At 67.7% G+C, this 20,106-nt stretch carries 22 protein-coding genes; 5 read left to right on the top strand and 17 right to left on the bottom strand.

The window, feature by feature from the left end; all coding sequences use genetic code 11:
• Position 1: 1 nt before the first annotated feature.
• Positions 2-454 carry a type II toxin-antitoxin system RatA family toxin gene (locus BAMB_RS21370; protein ID WP_011659254.1) on the bottom strand — a complete coding sequence of 151 codons (453 nt, stop codon included), beginning with the start codon at positions 452-454 and terminating at the stop codon, positions 2-4.
• Positions 455-639: 185 nt separating this feature from the next.
• Between BAMB_RS21370 and BAMB_RS21365 the strand changes: the two genes are divergently transcribed.
• Complete coding sequence (locus tag BAMB_RS21365; protein WP_011659253.1) at positions 640-1,680, top strand: bifunctional nicotinamide-nucleotide adenylyltransferase/Nudix hydroxylase; 1,041 nt, start codon at positions 640-642, stop codon at positions 1,678-1,680.
• Between the two features lie 74 nt (positions 1,681-1,754).
• Positions 1,755-3,188: a nicotinate phosphoribosyltransferase gene (locus BAMB_RS21360; protein WP_011659252.1), complete on the top strand. Its 1,434-nt coding sequence runs from the start codon at positions 1,755-1,757 to the stop codon at positions 3,186-3,188.
• 42 nt (positions 3,189-3,230) lie between these two features.
• Here the strand turns inward: BAMB_RS21360 and BAMB_RS21355 are convergent, their stop codons facing one another.
• Positions 3,231-4,688 (bottom strand): aminotransferase-like domain-containing protein, encoded by a 1,458-nt coding sequence (locus BAMB_RS21355; protein ID WP_011659251.1) that lies wholly within the window; start codon positions 4,686-4,688, stop codon positions 3,231-3,233.
• A gap of 127 nt (positions 4,689-4,815) precedes the next feature.
• On the opposite strand from BAMB_RS21355, the gene BAMB_RS21350 reads away from it, so the two are divergent.
• Entirely contained in the window at positions 4,816-5,703 is an 888-nt protein-coding gene (locus BAMB_RS21350; RefSeq protein WP_011659250.1) for a DMT family transporter, read from the top strand.
• 58 nt (positions 5,704-5,761) lie between these two features.
• On the opposite strand, the gene BAMB_RS21345 is transcribed toward BAMB_RS21350, so the two are convergent.
• From BAMB_RS21345 to BAMB_RS21310, 8 genes are all read right to left on the bottom strand, one after another.
• Positions 5,762-6,379, bottom strand: a complete 618-nt coding sequence (locus BAMB_RS21345) for a hypothetical protein (RefSeq protein ID WP_011659249.1) — start codon at positions 6,377-6,379, stop codon at positions 5,762-5,764.
• A 70-nt stretch (positions 6,380-6,449) separates the two neighbouring features.
• Positions 6,450-7,067, bottom strand: a complete 618-nt coding sequence (locus BAMB_RS21340; RefSeq protein ID WP_011659248.1) for a hypothetical protein — start codon at positions 7,065-7,067, stop codon at positions 6,450-6,452.
• 112 nt (positions 7,068-7,179) lie between these two features.
• Positions 7,180-7,800: a hypothetical protein gene (locus BAMB_RS21335; protein WP_011659247.1), complete on the bottom strand. Its 621-nt coding sequence runs from the start codon at positions 7,798-7,800 to the stop codon at positions 7,180-7,182.
• On the bottom strand, positions 7,797-8,339 hold the full coding sequence (locus BAMB_RS21330) for a hypothetical protein (RefSeq protein ID WP_011659246.1): 543 nt from the start codon (positions 8,337-8,339) through the stop codon (positions 7,797-7,799). The genes BAMB_RS21335 and BAMB_RS21330 overlap by 4 nt, the downstream gene beginning before the upstream one ends.
• 55 nt (positions 8,340-8,394) lie before the next feature.
• Positions 8,395-9,519, bottom strand: coding sequence for an extracellular catalytic domain type 2 short-chain-length polyhydroxyalkanoate depolymerase (locus tag BAMB_RS21325; RefSeq protein ID WP_041491503.1), 1,125 nt, complete (start codon positions 9,517-9,519; stop codon positions 8,395-8,397).
• 175 nt (positions 9,520-9,694) lie between these two features.
• Positions 9,695-10,141: a lysozyme gene (locus tag BAMB_RS21320; RefSeq protein WP_011659244.1), complete on the bottom strand. Its 447-nt coding sequence runs from the start codon at positions 10,139-10,141 to the stop codon at positions 9,695-9,697.
• A complete protein-coding gene (locus tag BAMB_RS35965) occupies positions 10,125-11,027 on the bottom strand; it encodes a DUF2589 domain-containing protein (protein ID WP_227739314.1) in 903 nt (300 codons plus the stop codon). Before BAMB_RS35965 ends, BAMB_RS21320 begins: the two co-directional genes overlap by 17 nt.
• A 15-nt stretch (positions 11,028-11,042) precedes the next feature.
• Positions 11,043-11,735, bottom strand: coding sequence for a DUF2589 domain-containing protein (locus tag BAMB_RS21310; RefSeq protein WP_011659242.1), 693 nt, complete (start codon positions 11,733-11,735; stop codon positions 11,043-11,045).
• A 282-nt stretch (positions 11,736-12,017) separates the two neighbouring features.
• Here BAMB_RS21310 and BAMB_RS21305 point away from each other — a divergent pair, with 282 nt between their 5' ends.
• Positions 12,018-12,701, top strand: coding sequence for a helix-turn-helix transcriptional regulator (locus BAMB_RS21305; protein ID WP_011659241.1), 684 nt, complete (start codon positions 12,018-12,020; stop codon positions 12,699-12,701).
• 50 nt (positions 12,702-12,751) lie between these two features.
• Here the strand turns inward: BAMB_RS21305 and BAMB_RS21300 are convergent, their stop codons facing one another.
• From BAMB_RS21300 to BAMB_RS21270, 7 genes are all read right to left on the bottom strand, one after another.
• Positions 12,752-13,792 carry a hypothetical protein gene (locus BAMB_RS21300; RefSeq protein ID WP_011659240.1) on the bottom strand — a complete coding sequence of 347 codons (1,041 nt, stop codon included), beginning with the start codon at positions 13,790-13,792 and terminating at the stop codon, positions 12,752-12,754.
• A 1-nt stretch (position 13,793) separates the two neighbouring features.
• The gene (locus BAMB_RS21295) at positions 13,794-14,129 is read right to left on the bottom strand and encodes a hypothetical protein (RefSeq protein ID WP_082089690.1); all 336 of its coding nucleotides are present in this window, start codon (positions 14,127-14,129) and stop codon (positions 13,794-13,796) included.
• Positions 14,130-14,570: 441 nt separating this feature from the next.
• On the bottom strand, positions 14,571-14,915 hold the full coding sequence (locus BAMB_RS21290) for a DUF3088 domain-containing protein (RefSeq protein ID WP_011659238.1): 345 nt from the start codon (positions 14,913-14,915) through the stop codon (positions 14,571-14,573).
• A 78-nt stretch (positions 14,916-14,993) separates the two neighbouring features.
• Positions 14,994-16,181: a cystathionine beta-lyase gene (gene metC / locus BAMB_RS21285; RefSeq protein WP_011659237.1), complete on the bottom strand. Its 1,188-nt coding sequence runs from the start codon at positions 16,179-16,181 to the stop codon at positions 14,994-14,996.
• Positions 16,182-16,230: 49 nt separating this feature from the next.
• Positions 16,231-16,956 (bottom strand): amino acid ABC transporter ATP-binding protein, encoded by a 726-nt coding sequence (locus BAMB_RS21280; protein ID WP_041491502.1) that lies wholly within the window; start codon positions 16,954-16,956, stop codon positions 16,231-16,233.
• Between the two features lie 44 nt (positions 16,957-17,000).
• Entirely contained in the window at positions 17,001-17,660 is a 660-nt protein-coding gene (locus tag BAMB_RS21275) for an amino acid ABC transporter permease (protein WP_011659235.1), read from the bottom strand.
• A 74-nt stretch (positions 17,661-17,734) separates the two neighbouring features.
• Positions 17,735-18,535 (bottom strand): transporter substrate-binding domain-containing protein, encoded by an 801-nt coding sequence (locus tag BAMB_RS21270; protein ID WP_011659234.1) that lies wholly within the window; start codon positions 18,533-18,535, stop codon positions 17,735-17,737.
• 327 nt (positions 18,536-18,862) lie between these two features.
• Here BAMB_RS21270 and BAMB_RS21265 point away from each other — a divergent pair, with 327 nt between their 5' ends.
• Positions 18,863-19,915, top strand: coding sequence for an RNA-guided endonuclease InsQ/TnpB family protein (locus BAMB_RS21265; protein WP_011659233.1), 1,053 nt, complete (start codon positions 18,863-18,865; stop codon positions 19,913-19,915).
• The last annotated feature ends 191 nt before the right edge of the window (positions 19,916-20,106 follow it).

Here is a 20,106-nt window from a genome sequence, read left to right as displayed (position 1 = left end):
CTCAGCGCGGCAGCGCTTCGGCCTCGGCCCAGCGCTTGAACGAGTCGAGACGCCGGCGCGTGTGCACGAGATAGAACGCGCCGATCAGCGGTTCGAGCAGCCAGCGCAGCCATGCCGGCTGTGCGCGGAAGTGGTACGTGAACTTCACTTCGGTCGTGTCCGGGGTGCGCTCGGTGAAGTTCCAGCTGCCGCTGAAGCGTTCGAGCACCTTCGGCCCGTCGATCATTTCGACGGCCGCGACCTGCGGCGGACGGTACGAGATATAGCGCGACACCATCGTCGCGCCCGACTGGCTGCGGCAGAACGCGTCGACGCCGACGTCGGCCGTCATCCCGTCGGGCAGATAGGCGTCGGCGAGAAAGCTGTCCCACACGAGCCGCCGCGCGTAGTCCTGCGACCACGTGAAGAGGCGCCTGCGATCGACGCCAACGATCCGACTCACTGAAATTCTCATGATGGATGGCGGGTGCGCCGGCGCAGATTAGGATGAAATCGAGTGTAACGCGCCAAAACCGCGCGTTTCGTCAGACTTCGTCAAGTCGAGTGCGTGCTCGATTGACCTTCTCCGGGAATTCCCCTACGATCGATTCCATGCCTTCGGGAAAGACCCGAAGCGTTTCAATCTCTTGAGGGAGCCTCATGAGTACGCAACAGAACCGGCGCTTCGACGCGCTCGTTTTCATTGGTCGTTTCCAGCCTCCGCATCGTGGTCACCTGAACGTGCTGAAGTCGGCATTGAGCCGGGCCGAGCGCGTGTGCGTGCTGATCGGCTCGACCGACAAGCCCCGCACCATCAAGGATCCGTTCTCGTTCGACGAGCGCCGCCAGATGCTGGCCTCGCTGCTCGATGCGTCCGAACGCGAGCGCGTGACGATCGCGCCCGTGCAGGATTCGACGTACAACGACGGCGACTGGGTGCGCTGGGTGCAGGATGCCGTGGCCGACGCACTCGGCAGCATCGCGCAGCGCAAGGTCGGGCTGATCGGCCACGAGAAGGACGCCACGTCGTATTACCTGCGGATGTTCCCGCAATGGGAGCTCGTCGACGTCGACGCGACCGAAGACATTTCCGCCACCGAAATCCGCGACCAGTATTTCGCCGAACGCAGCAACAGCTTCGTGCAATGGGCGGTGCCGGAACCCGTGTTCGGCTGGCTCGAGCGTTTCCGCACGCAGCCGGAATTCGCGCAGCTGAAGGCCGAGGCCGAGTTCATCGCCGCGTATCGCAAGGCATGGGCGGCCGCACCGTATCCGGTCACGTTCGTGACGGTCGACGCGGTGGTCGTGCACTCGGGCCATATCCTGCTCGTGCGCCGGCGCAGCGAACCGGGCCGCGGCCTGTGGGCGCTGCCGGGCGGCTTCGTGGAGCAGGACGAACGGCTCGACGCGGCGTGCATCCGCGAACTGCGCGAGGAAACCGGCCTGAAGCTGCCGGAGCCCGTACTGCGCGGCTCGATCAAGGATCGCCAGGTGTTCGATCATCCCACGCGCTCGCTGCGCGGCCGCACGATCACGCACGCGTGCCTGTTCAACTTCCCGACCGGCGAGCTGCCGCGCGTGAAGGGCAGCGACGACGCCGACAAGGCGCGCTGGGTGCCGCTCAACGAATTCGCGCAGATGCGCAACGTGATGTTCGAGGATCACTTCGAGATCGCGTATCACTTCCTGGGGAAGCTGTGATCCGCTGATTCCCCGGATACCGGTCCGCTGCGACAGACGCGGCGGCACTTCAACGGCCTAGAGGAGCTCTAGCCATGCAAAACGATCCCTGCGGCTTTGCCGCGGTTCTCGCCAATCCGATTCTCAATACGGATTCGTACAAGGCTTCCCACTTCCTGCAATATCCGCCCGACGCGCAGGCGATGTTCTCGTACGTCGAATCGCGCGGCGGCCGCTACGACCGCACGCTGTTCTTCGGCCTGCAGATGCTGCTGAAGGAATATCTGTGCCGGCCCGTCACGCACGCGATGATCGACGACGCGCGCGACTTCTTCGCGGTGCACGGCGAGCCGTTCAACGAGGACGGCTGGCGTCATGTCGTCGAGCACTACGACGGCTACCTGCCCGTGAAGATTCGCGCGGTGCCCGAGGGTTCGATCGTTCCGGTGCACAACGTGCTGATGACCGTCGAATGCGACGATCCGAAGGTGTTCTGGCTCGCGTCGTATCTCGAGACGATGCTGCTGCGCGTGTGGTACCCGGTGACGGTCGCGACGCGCAGCTGGCACTTGCGGCAGACCATCCGCCACTTTCTCGAGAAGACCGACGACGATCTCGCGCAGTTGCCGTTCAAGCTGCACGACTTCGGCGCGCGCGGCGTATCGAGCGCGGAATCGGCCGCGATCGGCGGCGCCGCGCACCTCGTGAGCTTCATGGGTTCCGATACGGTGCTCGGCGTGCTGGCCGCGAACCGCTTCTATCGCGAGCCGATGGCCGCGTACTCGGTGCCGGCGGCCGAGCACAGCACGATCACGTCGTGGGGGCGTGAGCACGAGGCCGATGCGTATCGGAACATGATCAGCCGCTTCGGTCTGCCCGGCGCGATCGTGTCGGTCGTGTCGGACTCCTACGATCTGTTCGCCGCCCTTGAAATGTGGGGCGGTCCGCTGCGCCAGGCGGTGATCGATTCGGGCGCGACGCTCGTCGTGCGTCCCGATTCGGGCGACCCGGTGACGATCGTGCTGCAGACCGTGCGCGCGCTCGACGCATCGTTCGGTTCGACTGTAAACGGCAAGGGGCGGCGCGTGTTGAACCGCGTGCGCGTGATTCAGGGCGACGGCGTCGACGAGCTGTCGATCGGCGCGATCCTCGCCGCGCTCGACGACGCGGGCTATGCGGCCGGCAACGTCGTGTTCGGGATGGGCGGCGCGCTGCTGCAGCAGGTGAATCGCGATACGCAGCGCTTCGCGATGAAGTGCTCGGCGATCCGGCGCGACGGCGTCTGGCACGACGTCCGCAAGGATCCGGTCACCGATCAGGGCAAGCGCTCGAAGAAGGGGCGGCTCACGTTGCTGCGCAATCGGCGCACGGGCGAGTACCGGACGGTCGCGCTGCCGGTCGCGTGGGACGATCGTGCGCTCGAAGGCGAGTGGGACGACGCGCTCGAAACGGTGTTCGACACGGGGCGGATGCTGGTCGATACGACGTTCGCCGAGGTGCGGGCGAGGGCGCACGCCGCGGAGCGATGAGAGCGGCGGCGGGGCGGCCATTCGCCCCGCCGAGTTCGGTGTTCATCGTTGGTCGGCCAGCGTGCGGCCGTGGCGTTCGGCCACCCGCGCCGCGTCCATCGCCCGCGCCAGCGCATCGAATACGGCCGGCCCCTTGCAGCGCGACACGTTGAAGCGCATGAACGACGTCGCGCTGTGCGACGCGCTGAACACATCGCCTGGCGCGAGCACGACATCATGATCGAGCGCATGACGCGCGACGCGCGCCGCATCGAGCCCGTCCGGCAGCTCCGCCCACACGAACAGGCCGCCGCGCGGCTCCGTCCAGATCCCGAGCCCGGCGCGCGCGAGCCGCCGGATCGTTTCGCCCATCGCATCGGCCAGTTGCGCACGCAGGCTGTCGAGATGGCGCCGATACGTGCCGTCGACCAGCAGCCGATGCACGACGTTCGCGCCGATCTGCGCGTTGCCGAACGACGTCGCGAGCTTCAGGTCGACGAGCGCGTCGATCCACTCGGGGCGTGCGGCGACATAGCCGCAGCGGATCGCGGCCGACAGCGTTTTCGAGAAGCTGCCGATCGACACGACGCGCGACAGCCCGTCGAACGCGGCGAGGCGCGGCGCGGGCGTGCTTTCGAAATCCGCGAAGATGTCGTCCTCGACGATCAGCAGGCCGTGCTCGGCCGCCAGCGTCAGCAGCCGGTGCGCGACCGGCGGCGCGAGCGTCGCGCCGGTCGGGTTGTGCAGCGCCGAGTTGGTGATGTACAGGCGCGGCCGGTGCTCGGCGAGCACCTGTTCGAAGCGCGCGAGATCGGGGCCGTTCGGCGTGTACGGCACGCTGACGATCCGCGCGCGATGCGCGCGCAGCAGCGCCTGGAAGTTGAAGTAGCACGGATCGTCGAGCACGACGGTGTCGCCCGGCTCCAGCAGCAGCCGGCACACGAGATCGAGCGCATGCGTGCCGCCGTCGGTCAGCATGATCTGCGCGGGCTCCGCCTGGACGCCGTGCTGCGCGAGCCGCCACGCGAGCTGCTGGCGCAACGCGGGCAGCCCGAGCGGCGTCGCGTAGTCGGTCAGCGCGTCGGGTTCGTCGCGCGATACCGCGCGCAGCGCGCGGCGCAGGCTCTCGTCCGGTAGCCACGACGACGGCAGCCAGCCGCAGCCGGGCTTCACGGAATTCGGCGCCGCCTCGAGCGACTGGCGCGACAGCCACAGCGGATCGAGTTCGCGGTCGAGGCGCGGGCCGAGCTCGGCGAGCGCGAGCGGCGGCGCATGGCCCGACACGTAGAAGCCGGAGCCGCGCCGCGCGACCAGCACGCCTTCGCTCGCGAGCCGCTCGTATGCATCGACGACGGTCGATTTCGACACGTGCAGCCCATCGGCCATCATCCGGATCGACGGCACGCGCGCGCCGGGCATCAGCGCGCGGCTCGCGATCCGCGCGCGCAGCGTGTCCATCACGGTTTCCACGCGCGTGCGCGACGGCGCGGGCGGAGCAGGGCTTTGCACGGAACGGCTCATGGCGGGAAGGAACTGTACGGTGGGTTGTCCAGTACAGTTTGTCCGAATTGTATTGGGCTGTAGCTTACGCGCTTTTCGCCCACGGCGGATCATCGGTCATCCACCCATTTTTCGACCAGGATTTCCCGTGCAAAAGACGACCGACGGATGGCTCAGCGGCCTGCTGGGCGTGATCATCTTCAGTGGCTCGCTGCCGGCGACGCGCATCGCGGTGCAGGGGCTCGACCCGCTGTTCCTCACGTTCGCGCGCGCGACGATCGCCGGCGTGCTCGGCCTGATGCTGCTCGTCGCGCTGAAGCAGAAGCGGCCGACGCGCGCCGAGACCGTGTCGCTCGTCATCGTCGCGCTCGGGGTCGTGGTCGGGTTTCCGTTGCTGACCGCGCTCGCGCTCAAGCATGTGACGTCCGCGCATGCGATCGTGTTCGTCGGGCTGCTGCCGCTCGCGACCGCGCTGTTCGGCGTCTGGCGCGGCGGCGAACGGCCGCGGCTGCCGTTCTGGATCTTCTCGCTGGTCGGCAGCGGCGCGGTGGCCGCGTTCGCGCTGCGCAACGGCGGCAGCGCGTCGGTGGTGGGCGATGCGCTGATGCTGGCCGCGATCGTCGCGTGCGGGCTCGGCTACGCGGAAGGCGCGCGGCTGTCGCGCCAGCTCGGCGGCTGGCAGGTGATCTCGTGGGCGCTGGTGCTGTCGCTGCCGGTGATGCTGCCGCTCACGGGGTTCACGTGGCCCGCGACGTTCGACGGCGTCGACGCCGCCGCGCTGTGGGGGCTCGCGTACGTGTCGTTGTTCAGCATGCTGATCGGCTTCGTGTTCTGGTATCGCGGCCTCGCGCTCGGCGGAATCGCGGGCGTCGGCCAGTTGCAGCTGCTGCAGCCGTTCTTCGGCTTCCTGCTCGCGGCCGGACTGCTGCATGAGACGGTGCCGCCGTCGATGCTCGTCGTGACGGTCGTGGTGGTCGCGTGTGTGGCGGGTGCGAAATATTTCTCGAAGATGGCGCCCGTGCAGCGCGCGGGCTGACGCGCATGCGCGCGACGACGTGACGGGTGCTGCCCGTTCGCCGTCGCGCGTGCGCGGCTTACCCCATCACGACGTTCGCGAGCCGGAACTGGTACGCGGTCGCGGTGGTGCCGCCGCCGCCGCCCGTCATCACGATGTCGGCACGCTTGATCCCGAGCAGCGACAGTTCGGTGTTGATGTCGGACAGCACGGCCGAATTCATCACCGCGCCCTGTTCGATCTGCGACGCGGTGCCGATCCACAGCGTCGGCTTGAACTCGAACACGGCCTTCTGGCCCGGCACGATGCCGGTCTTGTGCGCGAGCAGCCGGTTGTCCTTGAAGACCGACGCGGTGATCGCCCCCTGGCTCAGGTCGTTGCGCAGCTGGATCTCGCGCGACGTCGGCGCCGGGCCGGCCAGCGCGAGCACGTTGCCCGACGTCGAGCGCGACACGTTGAAGAGCTGTCCGTTGTCCGCGCGCTTTTGCGGCATGTAGTTCCCGTCGGCATCGCTCGCGGAGACGGTCGTCAGCAACGGGAACACGAACGGATGGTTGTCGCCGCGTCCGCAGTTGGTGATGACCTTCCACGCGATCGCGAGCTCGTCGAAGTCCGTCGACACGTTCTTCTGGAAGATCACGATCTGGCTGTTGTTGACGTCGTTCGACAGGTTGACGAAGTTGAGATTGATGTCCATGAGTCACCTTGATTCGATTCGGATAACTGATTGATAGGGCGCCGGCCATGCGTTGCCGGCGCACGAACCGTTACGCCATCACCACGTTTTCCAGCCGGAACGTGAACGGCAGCGAGCGCGGGCCCGGGCCGCCGCCGGTCATCACGATGTCGGCGCTCGCGATGCCGAGCAGCGACAGTTCCGTGTTGATGTCGGAGATCACGGCGGAATTCATCAGCGCGCCCTGTTCGATCTGCGACGCGACGCCGATCCAGATCGTCGGCTTGAACTGGAACACGGCCTTCTGGCCCGGCGCGACGGACGTCTTGCGCGCGAGCGCGCTGCCGTCCTTGTAGATCGTCGCGTTGATCGCGCCGGCCGGCAGGTCGTTGCGCACCTGCACCTCGGCGCTCGCGCCCGGATCGCCGCCGAGCTGCAGCACGTCGCCCGAGCTGGAGCGCACGACCTGGAACACCTGGCCGTTGTTCGCGATCTGCTGCGGCATGTAGTTGCCCCAGCTGTCGCTCGCGCTGACGCTCATCGTCATCGGGAACTTGAACGGATGGTTGTCGCCCTGGCCGCAATTGCGGATCACCTTCCACGCGATCGCGAGTTCGTCGAAATCGGTCGCCACGTTCTTCTGGAAGATCACGACGCTCGAGTTGTTCGCGTCGTTCGAGCGGTTGATCAGGTTCAGTTGGATATCCACGTCGTTGCTCCTTGAGTTTGAAAAAAACGGCAGTCGGTCTGCCGCACACCTTTCCCGCCGGCCCGGCCGCGAGGCCGTGCCGTCAAGCCGGTCCAAACGGTATCGGGCGGCGCTACGCGCGCACGATGTGCTCGAGCGCGAACGCGAACGGCTGCGCGTCGGCGCCGGTGCCGCCGCCCGTCATCACGATGTCTGCCGCGGCCACGCCCGCGAGCGGCAGCTGCGTGTTCGCGCTCGACATCACCGCCGCGTGCAGCGCGCGGCTTTCCTGCACCTGCGACGCCACGCCGATCCACAACGTGGGCGTGAAGCGGAACACGGCCTTCTGCCCGGGCGCGACCGCTTCCTTCACCGCGATCAGCCGGCCCGCGCTGAACGCGTTGACGTTCACCGCGCCGCGCCGCATCCGGTTGACGACCTCGATGTCGCCGCCCGCTGCATCGGCCGGGTCGGGCACGAGCCGGCCGCGTCCGGTCGGCTGCGGGTCCACGACGAAGCGCACGCCGGCGGGCGCCGTGACGCGCGGCGAGAAGTTGCCGTGCTCGTCGCCGAGCGCGACGTCGATGTCGGTCGAGTAGTCGAACGGATGAAAGCAGTCGCGCCCGCAGTAGCGAATCACCTTCCACGCGATCGCGAATGCGTCGAGATCGGGAATCACGTCGCGCTGGAACAGCACGACTTCGCTGTTGCCGAGGTCGTTCGAGCGATTGATGAAGCGCAGCTTGATGTTCATAGCGCTTGCTCCTGATCGGGCGTGCCGCGTTCGTCACGCAGCGTGCGGTCGGCCCACTGTGCAAGCGCGGGCGGGACGCCGTTCGCGAGCGACGCGACGTGCAGCGCATGCGCACGCGCCTGCGCCTGCAGGTCGCCGGCGAAGCGGCCGAGCGCCATCGCGGCATCGGCCGGCCCGCGCGTGCGGCCGAGATCGTCGAGGTATTGCGCGGCCGCATCCGCCATCGCGCCCGCATGCTGCAGGTGGCTCTGCGTGAAGCGCGTGGCGAGATCCGCGTTCAGCGCCGCCAACTCCTTGACCGCGGCGGCCGAACTGCCGAGCCCGAACCGTTCGAGCTGACCGCGCCACAACGCGTCGGTCGCGGCCTGGCAGGTATCCGAATAGCGGTGGCCGGCGAGCAGCGCGGTGTGCGCGAACGCGCGCCACGCGGGGGCGCCGGGCGTGCCGCCGGTGCTGGTCGTCTGCGCGGCGAGCTTGCCGAACAGCTGGAGCGCGTCGGCGTGCGCGCGTTCCCATTGGGCGATGAACGTGGAGAACATGGCGATTCCTCGTGATGAAGGAGCAATGTCGGTGCGATGGCGGCCGATACGCGGATTACTGGCGCGCGGCGCCGAGGCGCTGCACCATCCGCATCACGGCGGCCATTTGCGGCGCGTCGCGGCGGTAGAAGCCCGGGTTGAGCGGATTGGCGCTCGTATAGCCCCAGAAATCCCAGCAGCCGAGCGGATTGACGGCCGATTTCTCGACCTGCGGATAGAGCACGATCAGCCGGTTCGTATCGGCGATCTCGTTGTAGCCGACGCCGCGAATCATCCTCTCGCCGACCGCCGCGACGTTCTGCACGCAGCCGTGGAATACCACGTGCACAGCACACGTCACGCGCTCGCAATCGGCCGGCACGTACGCATAGCCGGTATCGCCGAGCGACGCCGCGCGCCGCGGATCGAACGCGCGCTGGTCGAACGCCAGCAGCTTGCCGCCTGCCTGCGCGGCCGGCGGATTGAGCGGCTTGTCGGGCGTGCCGTAGATCCAGCGCACGATGTCGTGCGCCTGTTCGAAGCCGCAGTTGTCGATATACGGGCTCGCGTTCGCGCTGCACGCGTTGTCCTCGGGACGGTTCGTGATGAACGCATGCCCGGCATCCGGCGATGCGCGGTACTGGAGGTTCGCGGCCGGCACCTGCGCGAGCGTGTAGAAGCGCGCGGTCTGGTCGACGACGCGTGTCGACACCACCGTATCCTTCGCGCCGCTGAACACGTAGATGCGCTGGCCGCGCAGCGCGGCCGGATCGTCGATCTCGCCACGCTGCGCGAAGGTGCGCGCGGCGCGCCACGCATCGGTCGCGGACGGCGCGGGGCCGATCGGCTGCATGCAGAGCGTGGTCGCGGCCACCGCCGGCGGGATCAGCGGGTTCACGCCCGCGCAATAGAACGGGCCTCCCGCGACGATGCCCGCGCCGATCACCCGGCTCGAGAACGCGACGTCGAACTGCGCGGCCATGAAGCCGCCGGACGACAATCCCGACACCGACGTGCGCTGCAGGTCGGCCGCATAGGCGGGCAACGTATCGGCGGAAGCGGCGACGGCTTGCGGCGCGCCCGAAGCCACGGCAGCCGCGGCGGCGAACGCGACGCAGGCAGTGCGCAGCGCGCGGCGCATGGCAAGCGAAACGGCGAAGCGGGGCGGCATCGTGCGGCCGGGCGAGCGAGTGATGTTCATTCGAGGCTCCTGTTGTCGTGGCGAATGGCGGATGACGAATCGTTGTAACGGATCGGGTGCGGCAAGACCGGACTTCAGCGACGGTTTCAGCTTACGGGCCCGCGACGACCTGCGAAATGGCGCGAACGGCATGCGCGGCGACCCGTGCCGTTCGGCCGGTGCGGCGTCACGGCGCTCATGACAGAAACAGCGCGCGCTCGGCCTGGCGGCGCTTCGTGAGCCCCGCGAGCGGCTTGCCGCCGGCCTTGTTCCAGACGAGGAACTGGTCGGCCGCACGCGTGCGCGCGCCGGCGTTCAGGTAGCGCAGCAGCGTCGACGAGCGCAGCCGCCCCGCGCCGAGATTGAAGACGAACGACATCAGCGCGTCGAACTGCTGCTGCGTGACCGGCACATGCAGCAGCTTGCGCAGGTTCAGCTCGGCGCCGCGCAGGTCGCGGCGCAGCAGCGCCTCCGCTTCGGCGGGCGTGAGCGGGCGCGTGAAGCGCTCGTTCGGCAGGATCAGGTGCCCGTAGCCGATCGTCGGCTTGCCGACCGCGTCGAGATAGCGAGCGAGGCGCAGCCCCTCGAACTGCTTGATCAGCGCGATGCCCTGCGCACCGGTACGTTCAGGCTGGTTCGCCATCGTCGTTCTCCTTGCTGCCCGGCCGTGCGCGCGGCACCAGGCGATGCGTGTATTCGTCGATCACGCGCATGATCGCTTCGGGCGGCGCCAGCGCCACGAACTGCATTTCGATGTCGATATGCTCGGTGTCGCGCTGCCGCGCGTTGCCCTGCGCGTCCTTTTTCGCCGAACGCGGCGCGAACGTCACGTAGAAGCGGCTGCGCTGGTCGTCGTCGCCCGCGACGCCGCCGGCCGGCAGCGCTTCGGTGAAGTCGCCGCGCACGGTCAGGTGCACGATCATCCGGTCGAGCGCGAGCCCGCGCGGCGTGGCGAGCGCGACGAGCGGCACCGGCATCGTGTGCTCCGCGTCGAGCGCGACCGTGACCTCGCGCGGCGCGAGCAGGCCGTCGTCGCGCAGGTCGAAGAACTGGTCGAGCACGGCCGTGTACTGGTGCGCGAGCAACTGGTTCGCGGCGGCGGCGGCGTGCTGCATCCCGCGCGCGATCTCGTCGAGCGCGATGCCGCGCGGCGGCGGGCGCGCGTCGTCGGCCGGCATGCCGGGCGGAGCGGCGGGTGGCGCTGGCGGGGCAGGTGGGGCAGGCGGCAGGCTGCCAGCGGACGCGTCGGGCGTGGTGGCCGCTGCGTCATGCGTGCCCGCGGCGGCGCCGGCCGGCCAGCCGGCGCCATCGGGCGGCACGTGGCGCGCGGGATCGGCGCCTATCGCCGCCGGTGCAGCGGCACCCGCGCTCGGGCCAGCATCCGCGCCGGCATGGCCCGCTGCCGGCGCGGTCGGCGGCGGGACCGGCCCGTCGGATTCCTGCCGGGCATTGCCGCCGCCCGGACGCGGATTCCCGTCGCCGTGCATGCCGCCGCCCGCGCGGCGCGACCGTCTGAAGAGCCTGAACATGGCCGGTCCACGCGCTTACGCGTGCGCCGGCTGCCGGGCATCCGCACCGGCAGCGGCCGGCGCGGCCGCGCTGCCGCGCGATCCGGACGCGTCGCCGACCAGCTTGCCGTCGGTCGGCGTCGCCGGCAGCGGCTTCACGTCCTTCGCGTTGCCTTCGGTGACCACCGGCTTGGTCGCGGCTTCGGTCAGGAAGTCGATCACGCGCATCAGCGCTTCGGGCGGCGACTGGCGCTTCACCTGCGTATGGATCGAGTATTTCGCGCGCGTGTCGGTGCTGCGCGTCTGCTCCGCCTTGTGCGACACGCGCCCCGACACGCTGACGCTGATCGGCCCCCAGCCGAGCTTCGCCTGGAATTCGCCGCCAGCCTCGGTCGACGACGACGACTTCTCCGACTGCGTGATTTCCATCTCGAAGTCGATCGTGCCCTCCTCGATCGCGATGATCGGGTGGACGATCGCCGCGAGCAGCGGGATGCGCATGGTCTTTTGCACGACGCCTTTCGACACGCCGCTTTCGTCCACCAGCGTCTCGTCGTAGTCGAACTGGACGGCCACGGCCTTGCCGCCCTGGATGCAGACCTGCATCAGGAAATCCGCGTAGCTCTTCGCGGCCTGCGTCTGCGCGCTGATCATCGCCTTTAAAGGGCCGGCGATCATTTGGTCCATGGGTAAAGCGTTAATGACCGAGCCGATGAAATTCGCGTCCATGAATAAACTCCTCTTCGTGTCGAAGACAACGGAAATTCGCTGTCGTTATTCACGTTAGGAAATTTAAAACGGTTACCCAATATGACGTCCGTCACGGCCGGCGGCCCGGGCCGGCCCGCGACGGGCATCGGCGCGCGTGGCGGGGGCCCGGCGCGGACGAATTAGGCCATTCGTCACGGAGCGACGAGCCTAGTGCGCGGTGGGTGAAACAGCGGTAAAAAAACGCCGGGTAGGGAAGTAAAAAAAACAAACCGAGCAGCCCGATTTCGAGGAAACCGCGCAATGAACGTTCTAATGATCGATAGCCCGCCGTTATTCGTCGCGGGTGTGGCGGACGTACTGTGTAAACGCGATGTCAACTGGCATGTGTGGTCGGCTCGCTGTCCCGAGGACGTCTTGCGCCTGCGCGATGCGTTGCTGCCCGAGACGGTGGAGGCAATCACGATCGAATGCGACGAGCACGCCGCGCGGCCGAGCTGGCCGAACGTGCTGCACGAGACGTTCGCCGGCGCGCCGTGGCTGTGCGTGGCGACGGCCGTGTGCCGCCGCACGATTGCCGATGCGCTGCTGGCGGGGGCCGCCGGCATCATCGACCGGCACGCGAGCGCCGACGAGTTCGCGGATGCGCTCGGCCGGGTGGCAGCCGGTGCGATCTACGTGCCGCCGAACGACGGCGGCGCGACGCAGGCACGCCCGGGCGGCGTGCCGGCCGGCGACGATCGCGCGTTCGAGCGCCTCACGCCGCGCCAGCGCGACGTGCTGCGCCTGTTGGCCGAAGGCAAGTCGAACAAGCAGATCTGCCGCGTGCTGAACGTCGCGGAGGGCACGATCAAGAACCACCTGTATGCGCTGTTTCGCCAGATCGGCGTGAGCAACCGGACCGAGGCCGCATTGTGGCTCGCGCGCCACGTGTCGTCCGATTCAGCCGGCTTCCCGTTTGCGCCGGCCTGCCATCCGCCCGGCTGATGCGTGTGACGGGCGCACCGGCCGGGCCGGCGCGCGAGTTCGGCGTCGCGCTATTGGCGGGGCGCGTCGGGCGGGAGCGGATCGTCCGCGGCCGAGGGGACGGGATGGGCCGCGAGCATCGCGCGCGTGAACTCGGCGAGGCGCGCCCGGACGACGTCGGCGGACGCCGCACCGTCGAGCGATTGCTGCAGGTCGAGCAGCCTCGCCGCCAGTTCGCCCTGCCATTGCGCGCGTTCGCCGGCCGCGCGCGCGCGATTCGCGGCGAGCGTCGCGCCGACCTCGGCCGAGCGATCGCCCTGCACGAGCGTCTCGAGCGTTTCGACGAGCCGCTGCAGCACGCGGTGCACGGCCGTCGCCGAGAAGCCGCCGAGCATCGCGAGCGCCGGCCGCCCGAAGCTGTGCATGCTGCCCTGCGCGAACAGCTGCGCCGGCAGCATCTCGACGAGGATCAGGCCGGCGATCACGCCGAGAATCAGCCGTGCACCGTACGATGCGTCGTACTTCGGATCGTAGGTTGACGCGGCGACATAGTGGTGCGCCTGGAACAGCGTCGCGAACGAGGCGCCGAGGCCTGCGCAGCACAGCAGGAAAGTCGTGTTCCACAGCAGCTGCGTGCCGTTGGATTGCAGGAAGCCGCGCTCGATGTTCTCGCCCGACACCTGCGGCGACAGGCTCGTCAGCACGACCGCGAGCAGGAAGCCGAGCGCCGAGCCAGTCAGCAGCCGGATCAGCGGCACCGGGCCGAGCCACGCGAACGGGTGCGCCTGGCGCCGGTGCATGTCGAGCAGCGCGACCGCTTGCGGCGTCGCGGGCGCGACGAGCGTCGCGAGCTTGCGGTGGATCGCGGCGAGCGCGTGCTGCTGCGCGGGCGCCAGCGGCGTGGCGGCCGATGCGCCGGCCGAACAGGCGGCCGCGATCAGCGCCGCGAGCCGCGCGACGAGTTCGGGCTCGATCGGCAGCCCGTGATGGAGCGCATAGCGCGCCATCGCCTCGCATTCGTCGCACAGCTGCGCGGCGAGATCGTCCGGTGCGCGTGGCGCCGCCGGCATCGCCTGCCGCGCGCGCCAGCGGCCGAAGCGCGAGGCGCCCATGTCACGGTGTACCGTCCGCGCCCGGCACGTCCACGTCGAACGCGTGGATTGCGACGCGTTCGCGATCCGAGCTCGACAGGTAACGCACGCACGGCGCTTCGGCGACGCGCTGCCAGCGCGTTCGCGTGCGGTCGACCGCGAACACGACGACTTTGCTGTTCTTCGCGGCTTGCCATGCGAGGTTCAGCAGCAGCGACACGCGCGGCGCGCCGGCGTCGTCATCGATCACGAGGTCGACGGCATGCCGCGTCGCGCGCGTGCCGTTCCGACGGATCGTGTCGCGGAGCGCCGCGAGATCGTCCTGGTAGTCACTGCCGGTGGTGAGTCGAAGTTGCACGATGTCCACTCCTGTCGATAACCCGGCGTCGCTCGGCCGTCGAGACGGCGCGCGGATCGAAGCGGACGCGCAGCCGTGTGGCCACTGTGCGCGGCGCGCGGCGGGTGAACAATGCGGCGGAAGTCATGGCCATCGGTGTGACCGAACACCCGGGAAGCAGGCGCCGGATGCGGCCGACGCAGGCGGCGCAGGATGTGCGGCGGCGTCACGCGACGCGCATGCGTCGTGCGACTGCGCATGAAGGCTTGGCAACTTCGACGGCGTGCTTCATGTGTCGTCGAGCAGCACGCCTGCGCCGCGCCGAAAAACACAACGGCCAGGCTTGCCGGCAGCGGCAAGCCTGGCCGTTGGCGTTGCTGCCGCCGAACGCGTGTTGCTCGAATGTGTCGAGTGCGATCAAGGTACCGATCGCCTGCCGGCGGTGAATCAGCCGCGGCGTGCTTACGCGACGTGCGCGACGCCGTATTGCGAGGACAGATAGCGCCGGATGTCGGCCGGCGAATCGATGAAGCGGCGGCCGTCGTGTTCGCGAATCGCGACCGCGTCGTCCTTCGGCGTGCGCCCGTCGCCGAGCACGAGCACCGGCGCCGACTGATTGTCCTCGCCGATCAGCGCGACGATCGGCTGGCGCGGCCGCGGCGCGTCGACGTACTCGACCGCGACGGCCTCGCGCAGCTGCGGATAGAAGCTCAGCAGACCTTCGACGGCGACCGAGTCGCCGCAGTAGAACGGACCTTCGGAGTCCTTGAAAAAGCCGGGACGGAGAATGAACAGCGTGTCTTTCATGATGATCTCGCTATCGGTGGTGATTGAACGTGGAAGAAAAAAGATAGTGCGCGGTGACGCAGGTGGCGTCGTCAGATTTCAGGATTCCGCGAGCGCGGCCGCGGCGGCGCGCATTCTCGCGAAGCCGGCATCGAGGTCGGCGATCATGTCGTCCGGATGCTCGAGCCCCGCGTGAATGCGCAGCAGCGGGCCGGCCGCGTTCCATTGCGTGGCGGTGCGCTGGCGCGACGGATTCGACGGGATGATCAGGCTTTCGAAGCCGCCCCAGCTGTAGCCCATGCCGAAGCACGTCATGCCGTCGAGCAGCGCGCGCACCGCCTCGTCGGGCTGCGGATGCAGCACCAGGCCGAACAATCCGCACGCACCCGTGAAATCGCGCTGCCACAGTGCGTGGCCGGCGTCGCCCGGCCGCGCGGGATACAGGATCTGCGCGACTTCCGGCTGCCGCGCGAGCCAGTCGGTCAGCACCTGCGCATTGCGCTGGTGGCGTTCGAGGCGCACCGACAGCGTGCGCAGCCCGCGCAGCGCGAGATACGCATCGTCGCCGCTGACGGTCATCCCGAGCTGCCGGTAGCAGCGCGTCACCTGCTGCGCGAGCGCTTCGGTCGTCAGGATCACGCCCATCAGTACGTCGGAGTGTCCGGCGATGTATTTGGTCGCCGCGTGGATCGACACGTCGACGCCGTGCGAGAACGAGCGGAAATTCAGTGGCGTGCCCCACGTGTTGTCGAGCAGCACGACTGCGCCGTGCTGGTGCGCGACGCGGCAGATCGCAGGGATGTCCTGCACCTCGAACGTCAGCGAGCCCGGCGATTCGGTAAATACCGCGCGCGTGTTCGGCCGCATCAGCGCCGCGATGCCGGCGCCGATCGACGGATCGTAGTAAGTCGTCTCGATGCCGAGGCGCGCGAGCGTCTCGTCGCAGAACGAGCGGGTCGGGTCGTACACGGAATCGGCCATCAGCAGATGATCGCCGGGATTCAGCACCGCGAGCAGCGCGGTCGTGATCGCGCTGAGCCCGCTCGGCGTCAGCAGCGCGGCATGTGCGCCTTCGAGGCGTGCCAGCGCCTTTTCGAGCGCCCGCGTGGTCGGGCTGCCGTGGCGTCCGTACGCGAGCGGCGTGCCGCGCACGGCGTCGAGCGCGCCGGTGCCGTGAAAGAGCAGCGTCGACTGGCGGTACACGGGCGGGTTCACCGGCGAACCGGGCTGGCCGTGCGAGCGGCCTTCGTGAGCGAGCAGGGTGTCGGGCGAATGCAGGGGATTCAAGATGGCGTCCTTTGAAGTTCAGTCGAATCGGAGCGAGGGCGTCGCGCGGTCAGTGCAGGATCTTGTCGAGGAAGTCGCGTGCGCGTTCGGAGCGCGGCGCGGCGAAGAACGCATCGCTCGCCGCATCCTCGACCACCGCGCCCTGGTCCATGAAGATCACGCGATGCGCGACCTTTCTCGCGAAGCCCATCTCGTGCGTGACGCACACCATCGTCATGCCGTCGCGCGCGAGCTCGACCATCACGTCGAGGACTTCGTTGATCATCTCGGGGTCGAGCGCGGAAGTCGGCTCGTCGAACAGCATCGCGACCGGGTTCATCGACAGCGCTCGCGCTATCGCGACGCGTTGCTGCTGCCCGCCGGACAGTTGCCCCGGATACTTGTTCGCATGCGCCTTCAGGCCGACGCGATCGAGCAGCTTCATCGCGTTGTCGAGCGCTTCGTCCTTGCGGCGGCCGAGCACCTTGACCTGCGCGAGCGTCAGGTTGTCGGTGATCGACAGGTGCGGGAACAGCTCGAAATGCTGGAACACCATGCCGACCCGCGCGCGCAGTTGCGCGAGTTTCGCGGCGGGATCGCCGAGCCGCATCCCGTCGACGACGATGCTGCCTTTCTGGAACGGCTCGAGTCCGTTGATCGTCTTGATCAGCGTCGACTTGCCGGAGCCCGACGGACCGCAGACGACGACCACTTCGCCTTTCGATACCGCCGCGCTGCATGCCGAAAGGACCTGATGCTTGCCATACCACTTGGAAACGTTGTCGAGCGTGATCATGGGTTGTCCGTGGTTGAGGTTCGGGTTGAATGACATGCGCGGGCTCAATGCGTGGACGGCAGCGACAGACGCGTTTCGACGCGGCCCTGCAGCCGCGTGAGCAGCGTGCTCAGCACCCAGTAGAGCGCGGCGGCCGCGAGGTACAGCGGCAGCGGCTGGAAGGTTGCGGCGATGACTTCCTGCGTCGAGCGCAACAGCTCGGTGACGGTGATCACCGACACGAGCGACGTGTCCTTGATCAGGCTGATCAGCGTGTTGCCGAGGCTCGGCACCGCGAGGCGCAGCGCTTGCGGGCAGACGATGTAACGCAGCGTCTGCACGTGCGTGAGGCCGAGGCTGTGCGCGGCCGCCCATTGCCCGCGGCCGATGCCGAGGATCGCGCCGCGCATGCTTTCCGACAGGTACGCGCCGGCGTTGAGCGTCAGCGTGAAAATGCCGGCCGTCGTCGGATCGAGCGTGATGCCGAGATCGGGCAGCCCGTAGTAGACGACGAACATCTGCACGAGCAGCGGCGTGCCGCGCATCAGGCTGACGTAACCCTGCGCGAGACCGGACGCGAGCCGGTTGCTGCCGATGCGCATGATCGCGACCACGAGCCCGACGACGAGGCCGAGCGCCATCGACGCCACCGCGAACTTCAGCGTGAGCAGCGCGCCCTTCACCATCACGGGCAGGGTATGAATGACCAGATCGAGTGCTTCCATCGCGTGTCTCCTGATTGTGTGTCGTGTGCCGCCGCGGCCCGCGCGTTCGGGCGCGCGGGCGCGTGACGGCTGCGTTATTGCGCGACCGGCCGCGTCGTGTCCGTGCCGAACCACTGCATCGAGATCTTCTTCAGCGTGCCGTCCTGCTGCAGCGACGCGACCGCGTCGTCGATCGCCTTCGCGAACTTCGGATTGCCCTTGCGGAACGGGATGCCCATCCGGTCCTCGCCGCCGGCGAGCACGGAGCCGGGGCGCAGCGGCAGGTGTGAGTTCTTGATCAGGTAGCTCAGCATCAGGCGGTCGTTGACTGCCGCGTCGATACGTCCCGCCGCGAGGTCGCGCAGGTTTTCCGGCGTGCCCGGATAGACCTGCAGATCGATCGCGGGCACCGTCTTCACGAGATCGACGTAGTTGCTGCCCATCGTCACGCCCACCTTCTTGCCCTTCAGCTCGTCGAGCGACTTGAACGCACGCGTGTCGTTCTGGCGTTGCAGCAGCTGCGCGGACGAATACACGTACGGCATGCTGAAATCGAGCGCCTGCTGGCGCGACGGCGTGATCGCGACCTGGTTGACGATCACGTCGAACTTGCCGGCCTGCAGCCCGGCGAGAATCCCGCTCCATTCCGTCGTGACGAACTGCGGCTTCACGCCGAGCCGCGCGGCGACCGCCTTCGCGACGTCGACGTCGAATCCTTCGAGTTGTCCTTCGGCATTGCGGTAGTCGAACGGCGGGTAGGTGCCTTCGAGTGCGATCTTCAGCACGCCGGCCTGCTTGACGGTGTCGAGCAGATCCGCCGCGTGCGACGCGGTGGCCACCACGCAGAGGAGGGCGGCGGCGAGGCCTTGCTTGAGCGTCGGGGTGAAGGGCTTCATGGTTGTCTCCGGGTGTTGTCGAAACGTCGTTGTCGAAATTTTTGGGCGTACGTATCCGCGGCGACGGGCGGTGTCGCCGTGGGCGGGAAGCAGGCCGCAGTGGAATGCGGCGCGGGAAAGGTGCGGCGAAAGACGGCGCGAGAGGCCGCGAGCCGTTTGCCGCGATGCGTTACGGCATGCGTTCGCGCACGGTGGCGTAACGGTGCGCGGCGAAGAGTTCAAGCATCGTGTTCATCAGAATTTGCTCCGAGAAACCCCGCCATCGATGACGGGAAGGAAAGGCGTGCTGTTGACAGGCAGCTTCGTCCACGGGTTAGGATCACCGGCATGATCCTTGTCTACCGCTATCGCGTGAAGTCGCTCAACGGACTGCTCAACAAGCAGAGCCGTGCGGTGAACTACGTCTGGAACTTCTGCAATGACACGCAGAAGCACGCGCTCAAGTGGAGCAAGAAATGGCCGACGGGATTCGATCTGAACGTGCTGACGACGGGGAGCAGCAAGGCGCTCGGCATCCACTCCGGCACGATCAACGCGACGTGCGAGCAATATGCGAAGTCGCGCAGTCAGCACCGTCGGCCCTACCTGCGCTATCGCGGCAGGAAATCGCTGGGCTGGGTGCCGCTGAAGGGGCGTGACCTGAAGCGCGAAGGCGATGCGTTTCGTTTTGCCGGTAACACGTTTCGCGTGTTCAACAGCCGCCCACTTCCTGAAGGCAAGATCAAGGATGGGACCAACTTTGCGCAGGATGCACGCGGCAACTGGTTCTTGAATATCGTGATCGAGATGCCCGATGTTCAGGCCCGCCCGGTCCGTTCCGGTGTTGGCATCGATCTCGGCCTGAAAGACTTCGCCACACTTTCGACGGGCGAGAAGCTGCCCAATGACCGATTCGGCCGACGCGCGGCGGAGAAACTGGCGAAAGCGCAACGGGCGCGAAAGCACAAGCGGCATATCGCGAAGTTGCACGCCAAAGTGGCGAATGCCCGTGCCGATTTCCAGCACAAGCTCGCGCTCGATCTGGTGCGGCGTTTCGATTACATCGCGGTCGGCAACGTATCTGCCGCCAAACTTGCCAGAACCAGGATGGCGAAAAGCGTCTACGACGCATCCTGGTCGTCCTTCCGAAACAAGCTCCGCTACAAAGCGATCGCGCACGGAGCCACGTTTGAGGAAGTCGACGAAAGCGGTTCTACCCAGTCCTGTTCGGCGTGCGGGTCGAAAGACAGCACGACGCGGCCGAAAGGTATCGCGGGACTGCGAATGAGAGAGTGGGCCTGCGATGGCTGTGGTGTCGTGCATGATCGAGATATCAACGCTGCGCTGAACATTCTCCGATGCGGACGTGCATCGCCAGGTGTGGGAATCACCTGCCTTTAGGCGGGTGAGGACGTCAAGAGTGCCCGTGCGGCTTGCGAGTGGGGTAGACCGGCTGCATCGTCGATGCGTATCCGGTGACGCAAATGCTGAACGACTGAGGGCAATCTTAGATTTGTCAAAAAGGAAAGTGCTTCCAAAAATGCACGGACTTTCCACGCGGCGTGGAATGTTTTTCTCCGTGCATCGAACAC

The organism is Burkholderia ambifaria AMMD, from assembly GCF_000203915.1.
Lineage (GTDB): Bacteria > Pseudomonadota > Gammaproteobacteria > Burkholderiales > Burkholderiaceae > Burkholderia > Burkholderia ambifaria.
This window is presented reverse-complemented; position numbering and strand designations above follow the sequence as displayed.

Bases quoted from the DNA above. Each gene is read 5' to 3' on its own strand.
- BAMB_RS21345 (WP_011659249.1), bottom strand. From the start codon at position 6,379: ATGGACATCAATCTCAACTTCGTCAACCTGTCGAACGACGTCAACAAC.
- BAMB_RS21265 (WP_011659233.1), top strand. From the start codon at position 18,863: ATGATCCTTGTCTACCGCTATCGCGTGAAGTCGCTCAACGGACTGCTC.
- BAMB_RS21300 (WP_011659240.1), bottom strand. From the start codon at position 13,792: ATGGGCGCCTCGCGCTTCGGCCGCTGGCGCGCGCGGCAGGCGATGCCG.
- BAMB_RS21305 (WP_011659241.1), top strand. From the start codon at position 12,018: ATGAACGTTCTAATGATCGATAGCCCGCCGTTATTCGTCGCGGGTGTG.
- BAMB_RS21270 (WP_011659234.1), bottom strand. From the start codon at position 18,535: ATGAAGCCCTTCACCCCGACGCTCAAGCAAGGCCTCGCCGCCGCCCTC.
- BAMB_RS21290 (WP_011659238.1), bottom strand. From the start codon at position 14,915: ATGAAAGACACGCTGTTCATTCTCCGTCCCGGCTTTTTCAAGGACTCC.
- BAMB_RS21325 (WP_041491503.1), bottom strand. From the start codon at position 9,519: ATGAACATCACTCGCTCGCCCGGCCGCACGATGCCGCCCCGCTTCGCC.
- BAMB_RS21280 (WP_041491502.1), bottom strand. From the start codon at position 16,956: ATGATCACGCTCGACAACGTTTCCAAGTGGTATGGCAAGCATCAGGTC.
- BAMB_RS21355 (WP_011659251.1), bottom strand. From the start codon at position 4,688: ATGAGCCGTTCCGTGCAAAGCCCTGCTCCGCCCGCGCCGTCGCGCACG.
- BAMB_RS21310 (WP_011659242.1), bottom strand. From the start codon at position 11,735: ATGGACGCGAATTTCATCGGCTCGGTCATTAACGCTTTACCCATGGAC.
- BAMB_RS35965 (WP_227739314.1), bottom strand. From the start codon at position 11,027: ATGTTCAGGCTCTTCAGACGGTCGCGCCGCGCGGGCGGCGGCATGCAC.
- BAMB_RS21335 (WP_011659247.1), bottom strand. From the start codon at position 7,800: ATGAACATCAAGCTGCGCTTCATCAATCGCTCGAACGACCTCGGCAAC.
- BAMB_RS21365 (WP_011659253.1), top strand. From the start codon at position 640: ATGAGTACGCAACAGAACCGGCGCTTCGACGCGCTCGTTTTCATTGGT.
- BAMB_RS21360 (WP_011659252.1), top strand. From the start codon at position 1,755: ATGCAAAACGATCCCTGCGGCTTTGCCGCGGTTCTCGCCAATCCGATT.
- BAMB_RS21320 (WP_011659244.1), bottom strand. From the start codon at position 10,141: ATGGCGAACCAGCCTGAACGTACCGGTGCGCAGGGCATCGCGCTGATC.
- BAMB_RS21330 (WP_011659246.1), bottom strand. From the start codon at position 8,339: ATGTTCTCCACGTTCATCGCCCAATGGGAACGCGCGCACGCCGACGCG.
- BAMB_RS21275 (WP_011659235.1), bottom strand. From the start codon at position 17,660: ATGGAAGCACTCGATCTGGTCATTCATACCCTGCCCGTGATGGTGAAG.
- BAMB_RS21370 (WP_011659254.1), bottom strand. From the start codon at position 454: ATGAGAATTTCAGTGAGTCGGATCGTTGGCGTCGATCGCAGGCGCCTC.